This window comes from Pseudomonas sp. NFPP04 (assembly GCF_900113815.1).
GTDB classification, from domain to species: domain Bacteria; phylum Pseudomonadota; class Gammaproteobacteria; order Pseudomonadales; family Pseudomonadaceae; genus Aquipseudomonas; species Aquipseudomonas extremorientalis.
The window spans coordinates 643,144-665,436 of record NZ_FOQS01000001.1 but is presented as its reverse complement, the minus strand read 5'-3'; the positions used below and the strand labels follow the sequence as shown (position 1 = coordinate 665,436).

The following is a 22,293-nucleotide window of genomic DNA, read 5'->3' as shown; positions in this document are numbered from 1 at the left end:
CGCGTTTAGGTCGAGATTAAATGTTTAGCCGAGGTCAGACATATCTGACCATCAACGGTATTGGAGGAAGACGTTGTCTCGCCCGAACTGGTCACGCAAAGCTTGAATCAAGCCATCAGCGGGATCGATTCGCCAGGTCTCGCCAAACTGCAACATGGCCTTGGCGTCATTGCCGGTGTACTCCATGGTCACCGGGCACGCGCCACGGTGGCGTTTGAGCAGGTCGCCCAACCAGCGTAGCTGATCGCCCTTGAGCGCTTCGGTTTTCACCTTCAAGCGCAGGCTCTCGGCCAGATTGGTGCGCGCATCTTCCATGCTCATCACCCGCTTGATCCGCAGGCGCAGGCCGCCGGAGAAGTCATCGTTGCTGACCTCCCCTTCGACGACCACCATGGCGTCGGTCTGCAACAACGACTGGGCGGAGTGGAACGCGTCGGCAAACAGCGACGCTTCGATGCGGCCCGAGCGGTCGTCGAGGGTGATAAACCCCATCTTGTCGCCCTTCTTGTTCTTCATCACCCGCAGGGCAATGATCATACCGGCGACGGTCTGGGTGTCCCGCGCCGGTTTCAGGTCGATGATGCGCTGACGGGCGAAGCGACGGATTTCACCTTCGTATTCGTCAATCGGATGGCCGGTCAGGTACAAGCCCAGGGTATCTTTCTCACCCTTGAGGCGTTCCTTGAGGGTCAGTTCCTTGGCCTTGCGGTGGTTACCGTAGACATCCGCATCGTCTTCGACGAACAACCCGCCAAACAGGTCGGCATGGCCGCTGTCATGGGTACGTGCAGTCTGTTCGGCCGCCTTGATCGCTTCTTCCATGGCGGCGAGCAGCACCGCACGGTTACGGTCGATATTGGCCTGGTAGGCCTTCGGCTCGTCATGGAAATACGGGCCGAGACGGTCGAGCGCGCCGCTGCGGATCAGGCCATCGAGGGTTCGTTTGTTGATGCGCTTGAGGTCCACCCGTGCGCAGAAGTCGAACAGGTCCTTGAACGGACCGTCCTGGCGCGCTTCGGTAATGGCTTCCACCGGGCCTTCACCGACGCCTTTGATCGCGCCCAGGCCATAGATGATGCGGCCTTCGTCGTTTACCGTGAACTTGAACTCCGAGGCGTTCACATCCGGCGCATCAAGGCGCAGCTTCATGGTGCGCACTTCCTCGATCAAGGTCACGACCTTGTCGGTGTTGTGCATATCCGCCGAAAGTACCGCAGCCATGAACGGCGCCGGGTAGTGGGCTTTCAGCCAGGCAGTCTGGTACGACACCAGGCCGTAGGCGGCGGAGTGGGATTTGTTGAAGCCGTAACCGGCGAATTTCTCCACCAGGTCGAAGATGTTACCCGCGAGGTCGGCGTCGATATTGTTGGTCGCGCAACCTTCAATGAAACCGCCGCGCTGCTTGGCCATTTCCTCGGGTTTTTTCTTACCCATGGCTCGACGCAGCATGTCCGCGCCACCCAGGGTGTAACCGGCCATCACCTGGGCAATCTGCATCACCTGTTCCTGATACAGGATGATGCCGTAGGTCGGTGCCAATACCGGCTTGAGGCCTTCGTACTGGTAGTCCGAGTGCGGGTAGGCCAGCTCGGCGCGCCCGTGTTTACGGTTGATAAAGTCGTCCACCATGCCCGATTGCAGCGGGCCCGGACGGAACAGGGCCACCAGTGCGATCAAGTCTTCCAGGCAGTCGGGCTTGAGCTTTTTGATCAGCTCTTTCATGCCGCGCGATTCAAGCTGGAATACCGCCGTGGTTTCGGCTTTTTGCAGCAGGGTGTAGGTCGGCTTGTCGTCCAGCGGGATGAAAGCGATGTCCAGCGGTTCTTCGCCCACCTTGGCGCGGTCGCGGTTGATGGTCTTGAGCGCCCAGTCGATGATGGTCAGGGTCCGCAGGCCGAGGAAGTCGAACTTCACCAGGCCGGCCGCCTCCACATCATCCTTGTCGAACTGGGTGACCAGGCCGTCGCCTTCTTCATCGCAATAGATCGGCGAAAAGTCAGTCAACTTTGTCGGCGCGATGACCACGCCACCCGCGTGCTTACCGACGTTACGCACCACGCCTTCAAGCTTGCGGGCCATCTCCCAGATCTCGGCCGCTTCTTCATCGACCTTGATGAAGTCGCGCAGGATTTCTTCTTGCTCGTAGGCCTTTTCCAGGGTCATGCCGACTTCGAACGGGATCATCTTCGACAGGCGATCCGCCAGGCCGTAAGACTTGCCCTGCACCCGGGCCACGTCGCGGATTACCGCTTTGGCCGCCATGGAACCGAAGGTGATGATCTGGCTTACCGCGTTGCGGCCGTATTTCTCGGCCACGTATTCGATCACGCGGTCACGGCCATCCATGCAGAAGTCGACGTCGAAGTCGGGCATGGAAACCCGTTCCGGGTTCAGGAAACGTTCGAACAGCAGGTCATATTCCAACGGATCAAGGTCGGTGATCTTTTGCACATAGGCCACCAGCGAACCGGCACCTGACCCCCGGCCCGGACCAACCGGCACGCCGTTGTTCTTGGCCCACTGGATAAAGTCCATCACGATCAGGAAGTAACCGGGGAATCCCATCTGGATGATGATATCCAGCTCGAAATTCAGCCGGTCCACATAAACCTGGCGCTTGGCCTCGTAATCTTCGGTGGTGTCCCTGGGCAGCAGAACGGCCAGCCGCTCTTCCAGCCCATCGAACGAGACTTTGCGGAAGTACTCGTCGATGGTCATGCCATCCGGAATCGGGAAGTTGGGCAGGAAGTGCTTGCCCAGCTTGACCTCGATATTGCAGCGCTTGGCGATCTCGACGGAGTTTTCCAGCGCCTCGGGCAGGTCGCTGAACAGCTCGGCCATTTCCTCAGCGCTTTTGAGGTACTGCTCTTCGCTGTAGTTCTTCGAACGACGCGGGTCATCCAGGGCCCGGCCTTCACCGATGCACACGCGGGTTTCGTGGGCTTCGAAGTCTTCCTTCTTGATGAAGCGCACGTCGTTGGTCGCCACCAGTGGCGCGCCCAGCTTGTCGGCCAGGGCCACCGCAGCGTGCAGGTGCTCTTCATCGTTGGGGCGGTTGGTCCGCTGGACTTCCAGGTAAAAACGGTCGGGGAAGACCTGCATCCATTCCCTGGCCAGCACTTCGGCTTCTTGGGGGTTGCCGCCCAGCAGCGCGATACCGATTTCGCCCTCTTTGGCGGCCGACAGCATGATCAGGCCTTCGCTGGCCTCGGCGACCCATTCGCGCTCGATGATGATCGAGCCATTGCGCTGGCCGTCAATGAAACCACGGGAAATCAGTTCAGTGAGGTTGCGGTAACCCACGCCGTTCATCGCCAGCAGGCTGATGCGGCTCAGGGGGTTATCCGGGTCTTTGTTGGACAGCCACAGGTCGGCGCCGCAGATCGGCTTGATGCCGGCGCCCATGGCGTTCTTGTAGAACTTGACCAGGGAACACATGTTGTTCTGATCGGTGACCGCCACCGCAGGCATGTTCATGCCCACCAGGGTTTTGACCAGCGGTTTGATCCGTACCAGGCCGTCGACCAGGGAGTATTCAGTGTGCAGGCGTAGGTGAACGAATGAAGCCGGCATAGTGATCTCTTATACGTGGAAACAACAAGGCCCGGATTGTACCGGGCCTTGGCAAAAACATCAGCCTCGCGACTACACCTCGCTGAGACTCTCCCGCGCCTCGCAAGCCTGGCGCACCGGAGCGAACGAGCGGCGATGGATCGGTGTCGGGCCCAGACGTGCGAGGGCTTCCAGATGAACGGGCGTCGGGTAGCCTTTATGACCGCCGATGCCATAGCCGGGGTAGATCAGCTCGAAAGCCGCCATTTCACGATCACGACTGACCTTTGCCAGGATGGAGGCCGCCGCAATCGCCGGCACCTTACTATCGCCCTTCACCACCGCTTCCGATGGCATGGCCAGTCTGGGGCAGCGGTTGCCATCGATCATCGCCAGTTTGGGCGTAATGTGCAGGCCCTCCACTGCACGCTGCATGGCGAGCATGGTGGCGTGGAGGATGTTCAGTTCGTCGATTTCCTCAACTTCGGCCCGGGCGATGTGCCAGCTCAGGGCTTTCTCGCAAATCTCGTCGTAGAGTTTTTCACGGCGCGCTTCGGTGAGTTTTTTCGAGTCGTTGAGGCCAAGGATCGGACGGTTCGGATCAAGAATCACCGCCGCCGTGACGACCGCACCGCACAAAGGTCCGCGCCCGACCTCGTCCACACCGGCTACCAGTTCGTGGGCTTGGGCAACCAGGCTGAAATCCAGGCCCATTTGCGTACTCATAACGCCTCCTGCTTCTGGCCGATCAGAGTCAACACGGCGTCTGCCGCCTGGTTCGAGGCGTCACGGCGCAGTATGCGATGGATGTCGTCGAAACCACGGGTCTGTTCTTCGCCACCCTCGATCAAGGGGAGCAAGGTTTGCGCGAGCGCCTCAGGCGTTGCATCGTCCTGCAACAACTCCGGCACCAACAGGCGCTGGGCCAGCAGGTTGGGCAGGGAGATGTAAGGACTTTTGACCATGCGCTTGAGAATCCAGAACGTCAGCGGCGCCAGGCGGTAGGCCACGACCATCGGACGCTTGTACAGCAAGGCCTCCAGCGTGGCCGTCCCCGAAGCGATCAACACCGCATCGCAGGCCGCCAGGGCCAGGTGCGATTGACCATCGAGCAGGGTCAACGGCAGGTTGCGCCCTTCCAGCAATGTCTCGATCTGCGCACGCCGTTGCGGGCTGGCGCAGGGCAAGACGAAACGTACGCCCGGCTTCAAGACCTGCAGACGCTCTGCGGCGTCGAAAAATACCGAGGCCAGGCGGCCGACTTCGCCGCCCCGGCTGCCCGGCATCAGCGCAACCAATGGGCCTTCGGGCAAGCCCAACTCGGCACGCGCGGCCGCGCGATCCGCCTGCAAGGGAATAGTGTCGGCCAGGGTGTGCCCGACAAACCGCACCGGCACGCCCTTTTCTTCATAGAACCGCGCTTCGAACGGCAGTAAGGTCAGCATCAGGTCGCAGCCTTCGCGGATCTTGAGCACGCGCTTCTGCCGCCATGCCCAGACGGACGGGCTGACATAGTGCACCGTCTTGATGCCGGCCTGGCGCAACTTGAGTTCGATATTGAGGGTGAAGTCCGGCGCGTCGATTCCGATAAAGACGTCCGGCTTTTCTTCGATCAGGGTCTGGATCAGCAGCTTGCGGCGGGCCAGCAGCTCGCGCAGGCGGCCCAGCACCTCGACCAGCCCCATGACAGACAAACGCTCCATGGGGAAGTAGGACGTAAGCCCCTCAGCCTGCATCAGCGGGCCGCCGACGCCGATGAACTCTACCGCTGGATGCTGGGCCTTGAGGGCCCGCATAAGACCTGCACCCAGAATGTCGCCGGAAGCTTCCCCGGCCACCAGCGCGATACGCAGATTAGCCATGATCAGCGGGTGATGCCGCGAGTCGACGCCTGGATCGAGTCACGGAACACCGCGACTTCCGGGAACAACGCTGCCGGCTCGGTCAGTTGGGTCAACGCCTGGTCCACCGTGAGCCCCTGGCGGTAAACCACCTTGTAGGCGCGGCGCAGGGCGTGGATGGCTTCTTCGCTGAAACCCCGACGACGCATGCCTTCGAAGTTCATGCTACGGGCTTCGGCGGGGTTACCGAATACCGTGACGAATGCCGGAACATCCTTGCCAATGGCGGTACCCATGCCGGAAAAGCTGTGAGCACCGATATGGCAGTACTGATGCACCAGGGTGAAACCGGACAGGATTGCCCAATCGTCAACATGCACATGGCCGGCCAACGCGGTGTTATTGACCAGGATGCAATGATTGCCGATCACGCTGTCGTGGCCGATATGGGCGTAGGCCATGACCAGGTTGTGGTCACCCAGCGTGGTCTCGGCCCGATCCTGCACGGTGCCACGGTGAATGGTCACGCCTTCACGGATGATGTTGTGATCACCGATTACCAGGCGGGTCTCTTCACCCTTGTACTTCATGTCCGGGGTGTCTTCGCCTACCGAGGAGAACTGGTAGATGCGATTGTACTTGCCAATGCGGGTCGGACCTTTGAGGATCACGTGCGGCCCGATGACAGTCCCCTCGCCGATTTCCACACCTGCGCCGATGATCGACCAGGGGCCGACCTCAACGTCGGCGGCCAGAACGGCCGACGGATCGATGATTGCGCGAGGGTCAATCAAACTCATAGTTTGCGTTCCGCACAGATGATCTCGGCAGAGCACACCGGCTTGCCATCCACCGAGGCCTGGCATTCGAACTTCCAGATCTGGCGCTTGCAGCTGATGAACTTGGCTTCCAGGATCAACTGGTCACCCGGGGTAACCGGATTGCGGAAACGCAACTTGTCGGAGCCCACGAAATAGTAAAGCGTGCCATCGGCAGGCTTGAGGTCGAGCATTTTGAAACCAAGGATACCGGCAGCCTGGGCCATCGCCTCGATGATCAACACACCCGGCATGATCGGATGCGCAGGAAAGTGACCATTGAAGAACGGTTCGTTGATGCTGACATTCTTGTAGGCACGAATGCGCTTTTCCTCGACATTGAGGTCCACTACGCGATCCACCAACAGGAACGGGTAACGGTGAGGCAGGTATTCGCGAATCTCGTTGATGTCCATCATTTCGGGGGGAAGCCTGTAATAAAGATTGGGGGCGGGCGAACTAAAAGCACGCCCCGCTAGCAAATCAAGGAGGCAGTCTAGCGGCTGTGCACACTTGATATGGAAATGGTATCAGCCTTCTGATGAAGCATTACCGCCAGGGGTCACGTCCCCAACACGCTTTTCCAGCTGTTTGAGACGTCGAGCCATGTCGTCGAGCTGCCTCAACCGTGCTGCACTCTTGCGCCATTCAGCCGCAGGCTGCATGGCGGTACCGGAAGAATAAGCACCCGGTTCGGTAATCGAGTGGGTGACCATGGTCATGCCGGTGATGAAGACGTTGTCGCAAATATCGATGTGCCCCACCAGCCCGACGCCACCGGCCAGCATGCAATGCTTGCCGATCCGGGTGCTGCCGGAGATACCCACGCATGCTGCCATGGCGGTGTGATCGCCAATCTGCACGTTGTGGGCGATCTGGATCTGGTTGTCGAGCTTTACGCCGTTGCCGATCACGGTATCGGCCAGGGCCCCGCGATCAACAGCTGTGTTCACGCCAATTTCCACGTCGTCGCCGATCAATACGCCGCCGACCTGGGCAATCTTGTTCCAGATGCCCTTGGAATTGGCAAAGCCAAAGCCTTCACCACCGATCACGGCACCTGACTGGATGACCACACGCTCACCGATACGCACGTCGTGGTACAGGGTTACGCGGGGTGCCAGCCAACCGCCTGCGCCGATTTCGCAGCGCGCACCGATAAAACAATGGGCACCAATGGTCACGCCCGCCGCAATGCGTGCACCGCTCTCGATCACCGCAAAGGCACCGACGCTGGCAGCAGGGTCAACCTGGGCATCATCGGCGATCACCGCAGACGGGTGAATACCGCTGGCGGCCTTGGGTTTCGGATCGAACAGGTGCGACACCCGCGCATACGCCAGGTATGGGTCGGCCACCACCAGCGCATCCCCGGCAAACCCTTCGGCATCAGCGGCCTTCAGCAACACGGCTGCGGCTTGGCTGTCGACCAGGTATTTACGGTATTGGGGGTTTGCGAGGAAGCTCAACTGAGCTGGGCCAGCCTCCTGCAAGGTGGCTAGCCCAGTGATTTCCTTCTCCGGGGAGCCACGCAAGGTGGCCCCCAGGAACTCGGCCAACTCGCCGAGCTTGATAGTCGCGGTCATGGCTTACTTCAGCTGGTTCATGCGCTCGATCACCTGACGGGTGATGTCGTATTGAGGCTTGACGTCGATCACAGCGCCACGCTCGAACACCAGGTCAAAGGCACCTTTCTTGATGACTTCTTCCACAGCGCTGTCGAGTTTCGGCTTCAGCTGTTTCAGCATTTCACGGTCAGCAACAGCCTTGGCTTCGTTCAGTTCTTTGGACTGGAACTGGTAGTCACGGGCCTTTTGCTTGAATTCAAGCTCCAGACGCTCGCGCTCGCCTTGCTGCATCTTGTCACCACCGGCTACCAGACGATCCTGGATGCCCTTGGCGCTGCTTTCCAGGGTCTTGAGCTTGGTCAGTTGCGGACCGAATTTTTTCTCGGCATCCACGGCGTATTTCTTGGCCGCATCGGATTCCAGCAGGGCCATCTGATAGTTCAGGACGGCGATTTTCATTTCGGCGAAGGCCGGGGTGGTTACCAGCACGGTTGCCAGCAGCACCAATTGAGTCAACTTGCGCACGATGTACTCCTACAGAATCCGTTGTCGTTATCTTGGGTCAGACGCTTAGAACGTCTGGCCGAGGGAGAATTGGAAAATCTGGGTTTCAGCGTTATCCGGTTTCTTGATCGGCATGGCCAGAGCAAAGCTCAATGGGCCAAGCGCAGTCACCCAGGTCACACCCACGCCCACGGAGCTTGCCAGATTACTCAGGCTCACGTCGTTACACTGGGTGTTGGACTTCACGCCGCTCGGGTTACGGATCTGCTCGCACTTGGAATCGAACACGTTACCCACATCCCAGAATACCGAAGTACGCAGGGAGCGCTGATCTTTCACGAACGGCAGCGGGAACAGGATTTCCGCACCACCCTGGATCAGGACGTTACCACCGAACGGCAGTGGGTCGTTGTCGGAGTCCACTACGGTGCCCTGGTTACCGGTTACACCAACACCACGGCTCGGAGTACCACGCGGGCCCAGGGTGCTGTCTTTGAAACCACGTACGGAGTTGAAGCCACCCGCATAGTAGTTCTCGTAGAACGGTAGACCATTGGTGGAGCCATAACCATCGCCATAACCCAGCTCAGTGTGCAGGCGCATGGTGTAGTTGTCGCTCAACGGCTGGAACAGCTGGCCGCGGTAGTCGAGCTTGAAGAACGACAGGTCGCTGCCCGGCGTGGTGGTTTCCAGGGTCAGGCTCTGGGAATGACCACGGGTCGCCAGTACACCTTTGTTCAGGGTCGACTCGGACCAGCCGGCGGACGCCTTGAAGTTCAGGAACTTGTCACCTTCACGACGGGTAAAGTCGAAGATTTCGTCCACGGTGTACACACCGGTCTTGATCTCATCCTGCTGCGCAGTCAAGCCGAACGTCAGGCGCGAGGTCTCGCTGATCGGGTAACCAACGTTCACGCCAGCACCAAGACTATCGATTGCATAGCTGGCTACGTCAACGTCGAGGTCTTTGTAGTCAGTGGTGCGATAAAAGGCGTTGTAGCCCAGGCTCACACCGTCAGCAGTCCAGTAGGGGTCGGTATAACCGAAGTTATATCGGCTCTGGTATTCGCTTCGGGTCAGGCCGATGGAAACTCGGTTACCGGTACCCAGGAAGTTGTTCTGGGTGATCGAACCACCGAGGATCAGGCCGGCGCTCTGTGCGAAGCCAACACTGGCGGTGATGGAGCCCGATGCCTGTTCTTCTACGGCGTAGTTCACGTCAACCTGGTCATCCACACCCGGTACGGCCGGGGTTTCGACGTTGACTTCCTTGAAGAAGCCCAGACGCTCAAGGCGGGTCTTGGACTGGTCGATCAGGTAAGTCGACGCCCAGCCACCTTCCATCTGACGCATTTCACGACGCAGCACTTCGTCCGCAGACTTGGTGTTGCCACGGAAATTGATACGGTTTACGTAGGCGCGCTTGCCTGGATCGACCACGAAGGTGATGTCCACGGTGTGGTCATCATCATGGGGCGTCGGCACGCCGTTGACGTTGGCGAAGGTGTAGCCTTCGTTGCCCAGGCGACGGGTGATCAGTTCGGACGTGGTGGTCATCAGCTTGCGCGAGAACACCTGGTCTTTCTGCACCAGCAACAGCGCCTTAACCTGGTCTTCAGGCACCTTCAGGTCGCCGCTCAGCTTGACGTCGCGAACCTTGTACTTCTCGCCTTCGTTGACGTTGACGGTGATGTAGACGTGCTTCTTGTCCGGGGTGATGGACACCTGGGTCGAAGCGATATCCATATTGATGTAGCCACGGTCCAGGTAGTAGGAGCGCAGGCGCTCCAGGTCACCGGACAGTTTTTCGCGGGCATACTTGTCATCGTTCTTGAAGAACGACAGCCAGTTGGTGGTCTTGAGTTCGAACAGGTCGATCAGGTCGTCATCAGAGAACTTGGTATTGCCTACCACGTTGATGTGCTGGATCGCCGCCACAGTGCCTTCGTTGATGTTGACCTTGAGGCCGACACGGTTACGCGGCTGCGGCACCACTTCCGTTTCCACGGTCGCGGAGTAGCGGCCCTGCGCAACGTACTGGCGTTGCAGCTCGTTACGCACACCTTCGAGGGTGGCGCGCTGGAAGATCTCGCCTTCGGCCAGGCCGGATTGCTTCAGACCCTTCATCAGGTCTTCAGTCGAGATCGCCTTGTTGCCTTCGATCTCGATACTGGCGACGGAAGGTCGCTCGACCACGGTGATGACCAGGACGTTGCCTTCGCGACCCAGTTGGATGTCTTGAAAGAAACCGGTTTTGAACAGCGCACGAGTGGATTCCACCAGGCGACGGTCATCAGCCTGTTCCCCAACGTTCAACGGCAAGGCACCAAAGACGCTACCCGCGGAAACCCGCTGGAGGCCGTTGACGCGAATATCGGAGATGGTGAAGGACTCGGCGTGAACTTCGGCGATCATCAATACGGTGAGAACCGCAGTTAGCAGCAGACGTTTCATGAAGTCCTTTCTTATTCCAACTGGCAATAAACAAACTGCCGCAAAATGCGGCAGATTCGCAATTCAGCGAAGCGTTACAGTCGACCCAGATCGTTGACCAGGGCTAACAACATCACCCCGACCACCAAACTGATACCGATCTGTATCCCCCAACCCTGCACCCGATCCGACAAGGGGCGACCACGCACCCACTCGACCAGATAAAACAACAGATGCCCCCCATCCAATACTGGAATGGGCAGCAAATTCAGAACCCCCAGGCTAATACTCAGATAAGCCAGGAAATTCAGGAAATCCGCGACACCCGACTGGGCAGAAGCGCCCGCCACTTTAGCAATGGTTATCGGTCCACTCAAGTTTTTTACCGAGAGCTCGCCGAACAACATTTTCTTGAGCGATTCCAGGGTCAGCACACTCATGGTCCAGGTGCGTTTCGCACCCTCGCCAATTGCCGCCAACGGCCCGAAACTCACCTCACGCACCATCGATGGCGGCCAATCGACACCCTTGACTCCAGCACCCAGGTAACCCCCGGCCGCCTTGGCTTCCCCGCGAACCGACAAGGTCACAGGGACGTCGATTTGAGCACCGTCGCGTTCAACTTTCAGCACAATTTTGGTATCAGGACGTACACGAACCAGATCGACCACCTGCTGCCAGTCACCCAATGGCTGACCATCGAGGGCCAACAGGCGATCGCCGGTTTTCAGGCCAGCAGCCTGGGCCGGACCTTTCGGATCCAGCTCGGCAAGCACCGGCGGCAAGGCCGGACGCCATGGACGTATGCCCAGGGATTTGATCGGATCAGGCTCATCTGCGCCCTTTAGCCAGTGGTCGAGAGCCAGTTCACGCGGGCTTTCGGTGGTGGAGCCCTGCTCGCGCACCACTACATTCACAGTCCCGCTTTCGCCCAGGCGACGCACCAACTGCAAATTGACTGCGCCCCAACCCGTGGTGGGTTCGCCATCAATGGAAACAATTTCCTGCCCAGCGACCAGCCCGGCCTTGGCGGCGATGCTGTCCGATTCAACCGCACCGATCACCGGACGCACCTGCTGGCTGCCCAGCATGGCCAACACCCAGAAGAACACCATCGCCAACAGGAAGTTGGCGATCGGACCCGCGGCAACAATGGCGATACGCTGACGAACGGTCTTGCGATTGAAGGATTGATCCAACTGGTCTGCAGGCACTTCGCCTTCGCGCTCATCGAGCATCTTGACGTAGCCACCCAACGGGATGGCCGCAATCACAAACTCGGTGCCACGACGGTCATGCCAGCGCAGCAGCGGCATGCCGAAGCCGACGGAAAAGCGCAATACCTTGACGCCGCAACGACGCGCCACCCAGAAGTGGCCGAATTCGTGGAAGGTGACCAGCACGCCCAGAGCAACCAGGGTGCCGACAATCATGTAAAGCGCACTCATCTAATTTCTCCGCATTCCAATCCAGTGCCTGAAGGCTCGAACCCATCCGCCCACAGGCTAACGCGTGTTGCGGCTCAACCATTGCTCTGCCAGGGCTCGAGCCTTGGTATCGGCTTCGAATACCGCCGCCAGGTCACTCACCGCCACGACAGGCTCAAGCGCCAGGACGTCCTCGATGATACTCGCGATCTGCGGAAAGCGGATGCGCCGTTCGAGAAACGCCGCCACAGCCACTTCGTTGGCCGCATTCAGCATTGCTGGCGCGCTGTTCCCCACCTCGGCCGCTTGCCGGGCCAGGCGCAGGCAAGGAAAACGCTGCTCGTCCGGCGCTTCAAAGTCCAGGCGGGCCACTGCAAACAGATCCAGCGGGGCGACACCGGAATCAATCCGCTCCGGCCAGGCCAAGGCATTGGCAATCGGCGTGCGCATATCGGGGTTACCCAACTGCGCAAGTACCGAACCGTCGACGTAATCGACCAGGGAATGAATCACACTTTGCGGGTGAATTACCACTTCGACCTGATCCGGCCGTGCATCGAACAGCCAGCACGCCTCGATCAGTTCCAGCCCCTTGTTCATCATGCTCGCCGAATCCACCGAGATCTTACGCCCCATGGACCAGTTCGGATGAGCGCATGCCTGGTCGGGCGAAACATGCTCAAGCTCGGCCAGCGGGGTTTGCCGGAACGGACCACCGGAGGCGGTCAGCAGAATCCGACGCACGCCAACCTGACCCAAACCACGCGCATAGTCGCCAGGCATGCATTGCAAGATCGCGTTGTGCTCGCTGTCGAGCGGCAGCAGCACCGCGCCGCTTTTACGCACTGCCTGCATGAAGAGCGCGCCAGACATGACCAGCGCTTCTTTGTTGGCCAGCAGGATCTTCTTGCCGGCATCTACAGCGGCGAGGGTTGGACGCAGGCCGGCGGCACCGACGATAGCGGCGACTACCGTATCCACCTCAGCGTCAGCCGAGACCTGACACAACCCCTCCTCGCCCACCAGCACTCGAGTCGCCAACCCGGCAGCCCGCAGATCATCCTGCAAGCCACGCGCCGCTCCTGCCTCAGGGACTACCACGAAGCGCGGTGCGTGGCGCACACACAAAGCCAACAGCTCGCTCAGACGGCTGAACCCAGTCAGGGCAAAGACCTGATAGCGATCAGGATGACGCGCAATCACATCCAGGGTGCTCAACCCCACCGAGCCGGTTGCACCCAGCACGGTCACTTGTTGAAGGCGGCTCACGAAGCAGTCATCCATAGCAACACAGCGAAGATCGGAATAGCCGCCGTCAGGCTGTCGATACGGTCCAACACACCACCGTGCCCGGGCAGCAGGTTACTGCTGTCCTTGATACCGGCCTGACGCTTGAACATGCTTTCGGTGAGGTCACCCACCACAGAAACAAACACGACAATGGCTGTGGCCAGCAGCGCCAGGAAGATTTCCTTCACCGCCCAGCCACGCACGACACCAACCACCAGCGCAATCACCAGTGTCAACGCCAAACCACCATAGACCCCCTCCCAGCTCTTGCCCGGACTGACCGCCGGCGCCAACTTGCGCTTGCCGAAGGCCCGACCGGAGAAGTAGGCACCGATATCAGCCCCCCATACCAGCACCATGACTGCCAGGATCAACCAGTTACCCATTGGATAACGCTTGATCTCCACCAGCCCTTGCCAAGCCGGCAAGAGGATCAGCAAACCAATCACCAGCTTGCAGGCAACGCTGGACCATTGGCCGCTGGTGCGCGGATAGGTCAGCACCAGGAACGTCGCCAGCGCCCACCACAGCACCGCCGCCCCCAACACCCAGGGCGCGAGGTCCGGCAGGATGTACAAGAGGAACGCCAGCGCGGCCACGACGGCGGCATACACCACGCGCGGCAACTGCGCGCCGAACCCGGCCAGGCGCGCCCATTCCCAGGCGCCCAGGGTGACGACCAGGCCAATGAACAGCGCAAAGCCGGAACCCTCGAGCAGGAAAAACCCGCACAAGGCGATCGGCAACAGGATCAGTGCAGTGATGATTCGTTGTTTAAGCATTTAAACCCGGGCTCCAGCTTCGATCTGCTCACTCGTTTTACCGAAGCGACGCTGACGGGAAGCGAAATCGGCCAGTGCATTACGCATGGCATCGTGTTTGAAGTCCGGCCAGAACAGGTCGGAGAAGTACAGCTCGGTATAGGCCAGCTGCCACAGCAGGAAATTACTGATGCGGTGCTCACCACCGGTCCGGATGCACAGGTCCGGCAACGGCAGGTCACCGGTCACCAGGCAGGTTTGCAACAGTTCGGGCGTGATGTCGTCGGGCCGCAGGTGCCCGGCCTGCACTTCGCGAGCCAGCCGCTGCGCTGCCTGGGCGATATCCCACTGGCCGCCGTAGTTGGCTGCGATCTGTAGCACAAAACGGTTGGCACCAGCGGTGATTGCCTCAGCCTCGCGCATGGCAGCCTGAAGTTCCGGGTGGAAGCGCGAGCGGTCGCCAATGATGCGCAGGCTGATGTTGTTGTCGTTAAGGCGCTTGGCCTCACGACGCAAGGCCTTGAAGAACAGATCCATCAAGGCACTGACTTCTTCGGCGGGCCGCTGCCAGTTCTCACTGGAGAACGCAAACAGGGTCAACACTTCGACCTTGGCCTCGGCACACACCTCGATCACAGCCCTTACCGCATCGACACCGGCTTTATGCCCGGCGACACCCGGCATAAAGCGCTTCTTCGCCCAGCGATTATTCCCATCCATGATGATCGCGACATGGCGCGGCACCACGGAGGGTACAGTCTGCTTGGTCTTTTCCATGAAGGCGTCCTGACCCCTTATACGGCCATCAGGTCCTTTTCTTTTTCTTCCGTGGCCTTGGTGATCTGGGCCTCGGCATCCTTGGTCAACTTGTCGATATCGGCGGTGGCACGACGCTCTTCGTCTTCACTGATTTCCTTGTCCTTGACCAGCTTCTTCAGGTCACCCAGGGCATCGCGACGGATATTACGTACGGCAACACGCGCGTCTTCTGCAGCGCTGCGGGCCTGCTTGGTGAAGCCCTTGCGGGTCTCTTCAGTCAGGGCCGGCATGGAGATCAGCAGCAACTCACCCAGGTTGGTCGGGTTGAGGTTCAAACCGGCGCTCTGGATGGCCTTGTCGACAGCACCCAGCATGTTGCGCTCAAACGCTACGACTTGCAGGGTGCGCGAGTCTTTAACGGTAATGTTGGCGACGCTGCTGATAGGGGTATCGGAGCCGTAGTAAGGCACCATCACGCTGCCCAGGATGCTCGGGTGCGCCTTGCCGGTACGAATCTGGCCGAATGCATGGCTCAGAGACTCCAGGGATTTCTGCATACGCGCTTGGGCGTCTTTCTTGATTTCGTTGATCATTGTTGGCCTTCCTCGATCAGAGTCCCTTCTGCGCCGCCGTGTACGATGTTCAGCAGGGCGCCGGGCTTGTTCATGTTAAATACGCGCAGTGGCATCTTGTGGTCGCGGCACAGGCAGATAGCCGTCAGATCCATTACGCCTAGCTTGCGATCCAGTACTTCATCGTAGGTCAGATGATCGAACTTCTCGGCATGCGGGTCTTTGAATGGATCTGCGGTGTACACGCCGTCTACCTTGGTCGCCTTGAGCACCACGTCCGCATCGATCTCGATGGCGCGCAGGCAGGCTGCCGAATCGGTGGTAAAGAACGGGTTACCCGTGCCGGCCGCGAAGATCACCACTTCCTTGGAATTCAGGTGGCGCATGGCTTTGCGGCGGTCATAGTGATCGGTTACGCCGACCATGGAAATAGCCGACATCACGATAGCCGAGATATTGGCGCGCTCCAAGGCGTCACGCATGGCCAGGGCATTCATCACAGTGGCCAGCATGCCCATATGGTCGCCGGTGACCCGGTCCATGCCAGCAGCACTCAGGGCCGCGCCACGGAACAGGTTGCCACCACCGATCACCAGGCCAACCTGCACGCCGATACCGACCAGTTGGCCGACTTCCAGCGCCATGCGGTCGAGCACCTTGGGATCGATCCCGAACTCTTCCGAGCCCATCAGGGCCTCGCCGCTAAGCTTGAGTAGAATGCGTTTATAGCGAGCCTGATAACCACTGCCCTGCTGAGCCATTGCGAATCTCTCCTGCGGCGTATTTTTTAAAAATTCTTGGCGAGCCGTTTTACGGCTTGCGTTCACTCTAGCTGGACGCTGTAACAGCGCCATCGGAACACGGCTTTGTAAGCCAGTTCCGGAGGGATGCCAATTAAAATCGGCCTTCCCATTTGAAAAGAGGCTGCGCGCGTGAGCGGGCAGCCTCTTTCGGGCGACAGTTGAAAGCTGTCTTATTGCTTGGCGGCAGCCAGCTGGGCAGCAACTTCTTCAGCGAAGTTGTCGACCGGCTTCTCGATGCCTTCGCCTACTTTGTAGTAAGTGAAGGAAACGATTTCAGCACCGGCTTTCTTGGCCAGTTCGCCAACCTTGATTTCAGGGTTCTTGACGAACGCCTGCTCAACCAGGCTCGCTTCAGCCAGGAACTTGCTGATACGGCCTTTGATCATGTTTTCCACGATGTTTTCTGGCTTGCCGGCGATCTTGTCGGCGTTCAGGCTCAGGAACACCGCTTTTTCACGCTCGATCGCTTCGGCAGACACTTCCGAAGGCAGCAGGAACTCAGGGTTGCTGGCAGCAACGTGCATAGCGATGTCTTTGGCCAGCTCAACGTCGCCGCCTTTCAGAACAACAGCTACACCGATTTTGTTGCCGTGCAGGTAACCACCGACGACATCACCTTCAACGCGAGTCAGGCGACGGATGTTGACGTTTTCGCCAACTTTGCCGACCAGTACCAGGCGATCCGCTTCTTGAGCTTCGATCAGAGGCTCAACGGTGGTCAGCTTCTCATCGAATGCCTTCTTGACGCTGGCAGCAACGAATGCCTTGAAGTCGTCTTGCAGGGCCAGGAAGTCGGTCTGCGAGTTCACTTCCAGCAGAACGGCGGCTTTACCGTCTTCAACCAGGGCGATAGCGCCTTCAGCAGCGACGTTGCCGGCTTTCTTGGCGGCCTTGATGGCGCCGGAAGCGCGCATGTCGTCGATGGCTTTTTCGATGTCGCCGCCAGCCTTGGTCAAGGCCTTTTTGCAATCCATCATGCCTTCGCCGGTACGCTCACGCAGTTCTTTAACCAACGCTGCAGTAATCTCTGCCATTTCAAAATCCTCTTGGATAGGTTTTCAACCATTCCACCCGATCAGACGGGCGATCAATTCTTCCCGAATCTCCCTTGTAGGCCGCTGCACGTTACAGATGATGTAGCCGCGCTGCCGACAAATGGTTTTCGAGGTGGCAAAAAGGGGGCCAAGCCCCCTTTTTGCTTACTGAGTCAACGCCAGGGCGCTAATTACTCAGCGGCAGCTACCGGAGCTTCTTCAACGAACTGCTCGGTACCGCCAGCAACGTGGTTGCGACCACGGATGACAGCGTCAGCCATCGAACCCATGTACAACTGGATAGCGCGGATTGCGTCATCGTTGCCTGGGATGATGTAGTCAACGCCTTCCGGGCTGCTGTTGGTATCGACTACGCCGATAACAGGGATGCCCAGCTTGTTGGCTTCGGTGATCGCGATGCGCTCGTGATCAACGTCGATAACGAACAGTGCGTCAGGCAGACCGCCCATGTCCTTGATACCACCCAGGGAACGATCGAGCTTTTCCAGGTCACGGGAGCGCATCAGCGCTTCTTTCTTGGTCAGCTTGGCGAAAGTACCGTCTTCGGCTTGCACTTCAAGGTCACGCAGACGCTTGATGGAAGCACGGATGGTTTTGAAGTTGGTCAGCATGCCGCCCAACCAGCGGTGATCGACGTACGGCGAACCGCAACGTGCTGCTTCTTCAGCAACGATCTTGCCAGCGGAACGCTTGGTGCCGACGAACAGAATCTTGTTTTTGCCCTGGGCCAGGCGCTCTACGAAAGTCAGCGCTTCGTTGAACATTGGCAGGGTTTTTTCAAGGTTGATGATGTGGATCTTGTTACGCGCGCCGAAAATGTACTTACCCATTTTCGGGTTCCAGTAACGGGTCTGGTGACCGAAGTGCACACCGGCCTTCAGCATATCGCGCATGTTGACTTGGGACATGATAGTTCCTTAATAAGTCGGGTTTGGCCTCCACGTATCCCAATGACCAACCAGCGGCATCAAGGCCTCCGGCACCCAGGTCATCGTGTCGACACGTGTGTGGATTTAAGCTTTGCGGGGTATCCCCGGAAAGCGGCGCATTTTATACCACAGCATCGGCAAAAACGGAACACGCAATCACATTTGCCGTCGGGCGCGTTCGTGTAACCCCTTGAATAGAGGTGACATAGCCCTACCTTATAGACAGAAGCGATCATCAGAGGCTCATGATTTGACGCCATGGTCTGTTAGAATCGCGTTTTCTGTGGCTTGTGCGAATTTTGCAACCTTTTGTCGCACGCCCGTAAACCGTATTGATTTCAGCGCGTCGCGCTAGAGAGAGCCTGTATGACCGTTAGTTTGAAAACCGCCGAAGACATCGCTGGCATGCGCATCGCCGGCAAACTGGCCGCCGACGTGCTGGAAATGATTGCCGAACACGTCAAGCCCGGCGTCACTACCGAGACCCTCAACCAGATCTGCCACGACTATATCGTCAACGTGCAGGGCGCCATCCCTGCGCCGCTGAACTACAAGGGCTTCCCCAAGTCGATCTGCACCTCGGTCAACCACGTGGTTTGCCACGGAATTCCGGGCGACAAGCCGCTGAAGGACGGCGACACCCTGAACATCGACGTCACCGTGATCAAGGACCGCTACTTCGGCGACACCAGCCGCATGTTCCACGTCGGCAACGTACCGGTCTGGGCCGAACGCCTGTCCCAGGTCACCCAGGAATGCATGTACAAGGCCATCGAGATCGTCAAGCCTGGCTGCCGCCTGGGCGACATCGGCGAAGTGATCCAGAAGCATGCGGAAAAGAACGGTTTCTCGGTGGTACGCGAGTTCTGTGGCCACGGTATCGGCACGGTCTTCCACGAAGAGCCACAGATCCTGCACTACGGCCGCGCCGGCACCGGCATGGAGCTGAAGGCAGGCATGACCTTCACCATCGAGCCGATGATCAACCAGGGCAAGGCCGACACCAAGGTGTTGGGCGACGGCTGGACGGCCATCACCAAGGACCGCAAGCTTTCGGCCCAGTGGGAACACACTTTGCTGGTCACCGAGACCGGCTACGAGATTTTCACGCTGCGAGCCGATGACACGATCCCGCGTACGTCGGGTACAACGTCGGCATAAACGTTGCTCAGGTTTTCCCCCACTGTGTTGTGACTGACTGAATAGATAGAAAGGAAAGCCGATCAATGCCTCAGGTGGATCCCGAACTCTTCGACCGTGGCCAGTTCCAGGCCGAACTGGCCCTGAAGGCGAGCCCCATCGCCGCGTTCAAGAAGGCGATCCGCCAGGCCCGCGAGGTGCTCGACGAGCGCTTTCGCAGGGGGCGGGACATCCGCCGGCTGATTGAGGACCGAGCCTGGTTCGTCGATAACATCCTGCAAAAAGCCTGGGAACAGTTCAGTTGGAGCGAAGACGCCGACATCGCCCTGGTGGCGGTCGGCGGCTACGGTCGCGGTGAGCTGCACCCTTACTCCGACATCGACCTGCTGATCCTGCTGGACAGCGCCGACCATGAGATCTTTCGCGATTCCATCGAGCGCTTTCTCACATTGTTGTGGGACATCGGCCTGGAAGTCGGCCAAAGCGTACGCTCGGTGGACGAATGCGCCGAAGAAGCCCGCGCCGACCTCACCGTCATCACCAACCTCATGGAAAGCCGTACCATCGCCGGCCCCGAGCGCCTGCGCCAGCGTATGCTTGAAGTCACCAGCACCGCGCACATGTGGCCGAGCAAGGACTTCTTCCTGGCCAAGCGCGCCGAGCAAAAGGCCCGGCACCACAAGTACAACGACACCGAATACAACCTGGAACCCAACGTCAAAGGCTCGCCGGGCGGGCTGCGGGATATCCAGACGATTCTGTGGGTTGCGCGTCGCCAGTACGGCACCCTGAACCTGCGCGCCCTGGCCGGCGAAGGCTTCCTGGTGGAAAGCGAAAACGCCCTGCTGGCCTCCTCCCAGGAATTCCTCTGGAAAGTGCGCTACGCCTTGCACATGCTGGCCGGGCGTTCCGAAGACCGCCTGCTCTTCGACCACCAGCGCTCCATCGCCACCCTGCTGGGCTTTGAAGGCGAAGACGCGAAGACCAGCATCGAAAGCTTCATGCAGCAGTACTACCGGGTGGTCATGAGCATTGCCCAGCTCAGCGACCTGATCATCCAGCATTTTGAAGAAGTGATCCTGGCCCCCGAAGACGAGGCGCCGCCGCAACCGATCAATGCGCGTTTCCAACTGCACGATGGCTATATCGAGGCGCGCAACGACAACGTGTTCCGCCGCACACCGTTTGCCATGCTGGAAATCTTCGTGCTGATGGCCCAGCAGCCGGAAATCAAAGGCGTGCGCGCCGATACCATTCGCCTGTTGCGGGAAAACCGGCACCTGATCGACGACGATTTCCGCAACGATATCCGCAACACCAGCCTGTTCATCGAGCTGTTCAAGTGCAAGATCGGCATCCACCGCAACCTGCGGCGCATGAACCGTTACGGCATCCTCGGGCGCTACCTGCCGGAGTTCGGTTTTATCGTCGGGCAGATGCAACACGATCTGTTCCACATCTATACCGTGGACGCCCACACCCTGAACCTGATCAAGCACCTGCGTAAGCTGCAGTACACCCAGGTGTCGGAGAAATTCCCGCTGGCCAGCAAATTGATGGCCAAGCTACCCAAGCCCGAGCTGATCTACCTGGCCGGCCTGTACCACGACATCGGCAAGGGCCGGCATGGCGATCACTCCGAGGTCGGTGCGGTTGATGCCGAGGCCTTCTGCCAGCGCCACCAGTTGCCGCTGTGGGACAGCCGCCTGATCGTCTGGCTGGTGCAGAACCACCTGGTGATGTCGACCACCGCCCAGCGCAAGGACTTGTCCGACCCGCAGGTGATCCACGACTTTGCGCAGATCGTCGGCGATGAAACCCGCCTCGACTACCTGTATGTGCTGACCGTCTCGGATATCAACGCGACCAACCCGACGCTGTGGAACTCGTGGCGCGCCAGCCTGCTGCGCCAACTGTACACCGAGACCAAGCGCGCCCTGCGCCGCGGCCTGGAAAACCCGGTGGACCGCGAAGAGCAGATCCGCCGCACCCAAAGCGCCGCCCTGGATATCCTGGTGCGCGGCGGCAACGACCCGGACGATGTCGAACAACTGTGGTCGCAACTGGGCGACGATTACTTCCTGCGCCACACCGCCGGTGATGTGGCCTGGCACACCGACGCGATCCTGCAGCAACCGGCCGACGGCGGCCCACTGGTGCTGATCAAGGAAACCACCCAGCGCGAATTCGAAGGCGGCACGCAGATTTTCATCTACGCGCCGGACCAGCACGACTTCTTCGCCGTGACCGTAGCGGCCATGGACCAGTTGAACCTGAACATCCATGACGCACGGGTAATCACCTCCAGCAGCCAGTTCACCCTCGACACCTATATCGTGCTCGACACCGATGGCGACTCGATCGGCGACAATCCAGCGCGAGTGAAGAAGATCCGCGAAGGCCTGACCGAAGCCCTGCGCAACCCTGACGACTACCCGACCATCATCCAGCGTCGAGTGCCGCGCCAACTCAAACACTTTGCGTTTGCGCCCCAGGTGACCATTTCCAACGACGCCCAGCGCCCGGTGACGGTGCTCGAACTGAGCGCCCCGGACCGCCCAGGCCTGCTGGCGCGTATCGGTGGGATTTTCCTGGAGTTCGACCTGTCGTTGCAGAACGCCAAGATTGCGACCCTCGGCGAACGCGTGGAAGACGTGTTCTTCATCACCGATGCCGACAACCAGCCGTTGTCCGACCCGGAGCTGTGCCTGAGGTTGCAGGAAGCGATCGTCCAGCAATTGAGCGTGACCCAGGAACCCGGCGTCGAGCTGACACGCCTGACTCTCTAAAAAACAAACAGGGCCCGTGTGGGAGGGGGCTTGCCCCCGATAGCGGTGGATC

18 protein-coding genes are annotated in these 22,293 nt (G+C 59.4%); 2 read left to right on the top strand and 16 right to left on the bottom strand.

The genetic code is table 11. The features are described 5' to 3' along the window. Nucleotides 1–51: 51 nt before the first annotated feature. The 16 genes from dnaE to rpsB all read right to left on the bottom strand — a co-directional run bounded on the left by dnaE (nucleotide 52) and on the right by rpsB (nucleotide 18,291). Nucleotides 52–3,573, bottom strand: coding sequence for a DNA polymerase III subunit alpha (gene dnaE / locus BM017_RS03070; RefSeq protein WP_071488805.1), 3,522 nt, complete (start codon nucleotides 3,571–3,573; stop codon nucleotides 52–54). A gap of 72 nt (nucleotides 3,574–3,645) precedes the next feature. Continuing rightward, entirely contained in the window at nucleotides 3,646–4,278 is a 633-nt protein-coding gene (gene rnhB, locus BM017_RS03065) for a ribonuclease HII (RefSeq protein WP_071488804.1), read from the bottom strand. Further along, nucleotides 4,275–5,414, bottom strand: a complete 1,140-nt coding sequence (gene lpxB, locus BM017_RS03060) for a lipid-A-disaccharide synthase (protein WP_092241175.1) — start codon at nucleotides 5,412–5,414, stop codon at nucleotides 4,275–4,277. The genes rnhB and lpxB overlap by 4 nt, the downstream gene beginning before the upstream one ends. Nucleotides 5,415–5,416: 2 nt before the next feature. Further along, nucleotides 5,417–6,193 carry an acyl-ACP--UDP-N-acetylglucosamine O-acyltransferase gene (gene lpxA, locus BM017_RS03055; protein ID WP_071488802.1) on the bottom strand — a complete coding sequence of 259 codons (777 nt, stop codon included), beginning with the start codon at nucleotides 6,191–6,193 and terminating at the stop codon, nucleotides 5,417–5,419. After that, entirely contained in the window at nucleotides 6,190–6,630 is a 441-nt protein-coding gene (fabZ, locus tag BM017_RS03050) for a 3-hydroxyacyl-ACP dehydratase FabZ (protein WP_003172281.1), read from the bottom strand. The genes lpxA and fabZ overlap by 4 nt, the downstream gene beginning before the upstream one ends. 111 nt (nucleotides 6,631–6,741) lie before the next feature. Further along, nucleotides 6,742–7,797 carry a UDP-3-O-(3-hydroxymyristoyl)glucosamine N-acyltransferase gene (gene lpxD, locus BM017_RS03045; protein ID WP_092241172.1) on the bottom strand — a complete coding sequence of 352 codons (1,056 nt, stop codon included), beginning with the start codon at nucleotides 7,795–7,797 and terminating at the stop codon, nucleotides 6,742–6,744. 3 nt (nucleotides 7,798–7,800) lie between these two features. Continuing rightward, nucleotides 7,801–8,304, bottom strand: a complete 504-nt coding sequence (locus BM017_RS03040) for an OmpH/Skp family outer membrane protein (RefSeq protein WP_003172279.1) — start codon at nucleotides 8,302–8,304, stop codon at nucleotides 7,801–7,803. A 45-nt stretch (nucleotides 8,305–8,349) separates the two neighbouring features. Continuing rightward, complete coding sequence (gene bamA / locus BM017_RS03035; RefSeq protein WP_092241170.1) at nucleotides 8,350–10,737, bottom strand: outer membrane protein assembly factor BamA; 2,388 nt, start codon at nucleotides 10,735–10,737, stop codon at nucleotides 8,350–8,352. Between the two features lie 74 nt (nucleotides 10,738–10,811). Next, entirely contained in the window at nucleotides 10,812–12,164 is a 1,353-nt protein-coding gene (rseP, locus tag BM017_RS03030) for a sigma E protease regulator RseP (protein ID WP_092241168.1), read from the bottom strand. Between the two features lie 57 nt (nucleotides 12,165–12,221). Further along, nucleotides 12,222–13,412, bottom strand: a complete 1,191-nt coding sequence (gene ispC / locus BM017_RS03025; protein WP_092241167.1) for a 1-deoxy-D-xylulose-5-phosphate reductoisomerase — start codon at nucleotides 13,410–13,412, stop codon at nucleotides 12,222–12,224. Next, nucleotides 13,409–14,215, bottom strand: a complete 807-nt coding sequence (locus BM017_RS03020) for a phosphatidate cytidylyltransferase (protein ID WP_092241166.1) — start codon at nucleotides 14,213–14,215, stop codon at nucleotides 13,409–13,411. Before BM017_RS03020 ends, ispC begins: the two co-directional genes overlap by 4 nt. Further along, a complete protein-coding gene (gene uppS, locus BM017_RS03015; protein ID WP_016974405.1) occupies nucleotides 14,216–14,971 on the bottom strand; it encodes a polyprenyl diphosphate synthase in 756 nt (251 codons plus the stop codon). 17 nt (nucleotides 14,972–14,988) lie between these two features. Next, nucleotides 14,989–15,546, bottom strand: a complete 558-nt coding sequence (frr, locus tag BM017_RS03010; protein ID WP_012722596.1) for a ribosome recycling factor — start codon at nucleotides 15,544–15,546, stop codon at nucleotides 14,989–14,991. Continuing rightward, nucleotides 15,543–16,286, bottom strand: a complete 744-nt coding sequence (gene pyrH, locus BM017_RS03005) for a UMP kinase (RefSeq protein WP_003189161.1) — start codon at nucleotides 16,284–16,286, stop codon at nucleotides 15,543–15,545. The genes frr and pyrH overlap by 4 nt, the downstream gene beginning before the upstream one ends. A gap of 212 nt (nucleotides 16,287–16,498) precedes the next feature. Beyond that, nucleotides 16,499–17,362 carry a translation elongation factor Ts gene (gene tsf / locus BM017_RS03000; protein ID WP_058425287.1) on the bottom strand — a complete coding sequence of 288 codons (864 nt, stop codon included), beginning with the start codon at nucleotides 17,360–17,362 and terminating at the stop codon, nucleotides 16,499–16,501. 191 nt (nucleotides 17,363–17,553) lie between these two features. Beyond that, complete coding sequence (gene rpsB, locus BM017_RS02995) at nucleotides 17,554–18,291, bottom strand: 30S ribosomal protein S2 (protein WP_003189158.1); 738 nt, start codon at nucleotides 18,289–18,291, stop codon at nucleotides 17,554–17,556. Between the two features lie 387 nt (nucleotides 18,292–18,678). On the opposite strand from rpsB, the gene map reads away from it, so the two are divergent. Beyond that, nucleotides 18,679–19,473 carry a type I methionyl aminopeptidase gene (map, locus tag BM017_RS02990; RefSeq protein ID WP_058425288.1) on the top strand — a complete coding sequence of 265 codons (795 nt, stop codon included), beginning with the start codon at nucleotides 18,679–18,681 and terminating at the stop codon, nucleotides 19,471–19,473. Nucleotides 19,474–19,538: 65 nt separating this feature from the next. Then, nucleotides 19,539–22,241 (top strand): [protein-PII] uridylyltransferase, encoded by a 2,703-nt coding sequence (locus BM017_RS02985; RefSeq protein WP_092241163.1) that lies wholly within the window; start codon nucleotides 19,539–19,541, stop codon nucleotides 22,239–22,241. Nucleotides 22,242–22,293 lie beyond the last annotated feature (52 nt).

Bases quoted from the DNA above. Each gene is read 5' to 3' on its own strand.
- dnaE (WP_071488805.1), bottom strand. From the start codon at position 3,573: ATGCCGGCTTCATTCGTTCACCTACGCCTGCACACTGAATACTCCCTG.
- rnhB (WP_071488804.1), bottom strand. From the start codon at position 4,278: ATGAGTACGCAAATGGGCCTGGATTTCAGCCTGGTTGCCCAAGCCCAC.
- lpxB (WP_092241175.1), bottom strand. From the start codon at position 5,414: ATGGCTAATCTGCGTATCGCGCTGGTGGCCGGGGAAGCTTCCGGCGAC.
- lpxA (WP_071488802.1), bottom strand. From the start codon at position 6,193: ATGAGTTTGATTGACCCTCGCGCAATCATCGATCCGTCGGCCGTTCTG.
- fabZ (WP_003172281.1), bottom strand. From the start codon at position 6,630: ATGATGGACATCAACGAGATTCGCGAATACCTGCCTCACCGTTACCCG.
- lpxD (WP_092241172.1), bottom strand. From the start codon at position 7,797: ATGACCGCGACTATCAAGCTCGGCGAGTTGGCCGAGTTCCTGGGGGCC.
- bamA (WP_092241170.1), bottom strand. From the start codon at position 10,737: ATGAAACGTCTGCTGCTAACTGCGGTTCTCACCGTATTGATGATCGCC.
- rseP (WP_092241168.1), bottom strand. From the start codon at position 12,164: ATGAGTGCGCTTTACATGATTGTCGGCACCCTGGTTGCTCTGGGCGTG.
- BM017_RS03020 (WP_092241166.1), bottom strand. From the start codon at position 14,215: ATGCTTAAACAACGAATCATCACTGCACTGATCCTGTTGCCGATCGCC.
- uppS (WP_016974405.1), bottom strand. From the start codon at position 14,971: ATGGAAAAGACCAAGCAGACTGTACCCTCCGTGGTGCCGCGCCATGTC.
- frr (WP_012722596.1), bottom strand. From the start codon at position 15,546: ATGATCAACGAAATCAAGAAAGACGCCCAAGCGCGTATGCAGAAATCC.
- pyrH (WP_003189161.1), bottom strand. From the start codon at position 16,286: ATGGCTCAGCAGGGCAGTGGTTATCAGGCTCGCTATAAACGCATTCTA.
- tsf (WP_058425287.1), bottom strand. From the start codon at position 17,362: ATGGCAGAGATTACTGCAGCGTTGGTTAAAGAACTGCGTGAGCGTACC.
- rpsB (WP_003189158.1), bottom strand. From the start codon at position 18,291: ATGTCCCAAGTCAACATGCGCGATATGCTGAAGGCCGGTGTGCACTTC.
- map (WP_058425288.1), top strand. From the start codon at position 18,679: ATGACCGTTAGTTTGAAAACCGCCGAAGACATCGCTGGCATGCGCATC.
- BM017_RS02985 (WP_092241163.1), top strand. From the start codon at position 19,539: ATGCCTCAGGTGGATCCCGAACTCTTCGACCGTGGCCAGTTCCAGGCC.